Origin of the sequence: Erysipelatoclostridium sp. An173 (assembly GCF_002160495.1) — a bacterium.
Taxonomy (GTDB): Bacteria; Bacillota_I; Bacilli_A; order Erysipelotrichales; family Coprobacillaceae; genus Thomasclavelia; species Thomasclavelia merdavium.
Genome location: NZ_NFKR01000096.1, coordinates 1 through 1,256, shown reverse-complemented (window position 1 = coordinate 1,256; position 1,256 = coordinate 1). Strand labels below are relative to the sequence as shown.

At 31.6% G+C, this 1,256-nt stretch carries 1 protein-coding gene; it reads left to right on the top strand.

Annotated elements, in window-relative coordinates; all coding sequences use genetic code 11:
* A partial coding sequence (locus B5F09_RS14510) for an AAA family ATPase (RefSeq protein ID WP_087375023.1) occupies positions 1-1,067 on the top strand: 1,067 nt, incomplete at its 5' end.
* Positions 1,068-1,256 lie beyond the last annotated feature (189 nt).

Sequence of the window (1,256 nt, the reverse complement as noted above, 5' to 3'; positions counted from 1 at the left end):
GAGAATATGCTCAAGACAAAGAATCGCAGAAGATATATCTTGATTTCTTAAGAAACTTGTTGAAAGATAAGCCTTATATAGAACTGGCTTATATGACGGGTATATTGCCTATCAAGAAATATGGAACACATAGTGCCTTGAATATGTTTAAGGAAATATCCATGTTGAATGCAACACCTTTAGAATCCTTTATGGGCTTTACTGAACAGGAAGTTCATGATTTGTGTTTAAAATATAATATGGATTATAATGAAATGCAGCAATGGTATGACGGTTATCAGATGTCAAAGGATATCTCTGTCTATAATCATCGTTCTGTTGTTTATGCCCTTATGGATAGAAAATATGAAAACTACTGGACATCAACAGAAACCTATGAAGCCCTGCAAGTCTATATAGATATGAACTATGATGGTTTGAAGGATAATATCGTTCAATTGTTATCTGGGGAAAGCGTAGATGTCAATACGAGTAAGTTTCAAAATGATATGACAACATTCAAATCAAAAGATGATGTATTGACACTTCTTATACATCTAGGCTATTTAGGATATAATAGTTCCAATCATACATGTTTTATCCCTAATAAGGAAGTATCTACCAGTTTCATCAATTCCATAGAAGATTCCAACTGGCAGGAAACTACAAAAGCATTATTGAATAGTCGAGAACTGTTGGAAGCGACATGGAGAAAAGACGAAAAAGCTGTAGCAAGATATATCGAAGAAGCTCATCTAGACACATCAATATTAACTTATAACAATGAAAATGCATTGTCATATACTCTAGCTTTAGCGTATATTTATGCCAGAAATCATTATACAATGATAAGAGAGATGCCAACAGGTAATGGCTTTGCAGATATTGTCTTGATTCCATATCGAGATAAACCAGCGATGATCATAGAACTGAAATGGAATCAAGATGTTGAAACCTCAATCACACAAATCAAGGACAAGAAATATCCAAAAGGACTGGAGAAATATAAAGATAACTTGTTGTTAGTAGGAATTAGCTATGATAAGAAAACCAAAAAACATACATGTCATATAGAAAAGATGAGTTAGGTTCACTAAAAATAAGTGGACCTCTTTTATAAAACATAAATAATAATTACTAATGATATATAATAGGCAGAAAGTAAAATAAGATGATTAATCAATATGGAAATGTTATAATGAAAAAGAAAGGGTGATAAGTATGGGAATCTATTTAAATCCAACAAATCAAAATTTTTATGAAGCAGTCAATAAAGA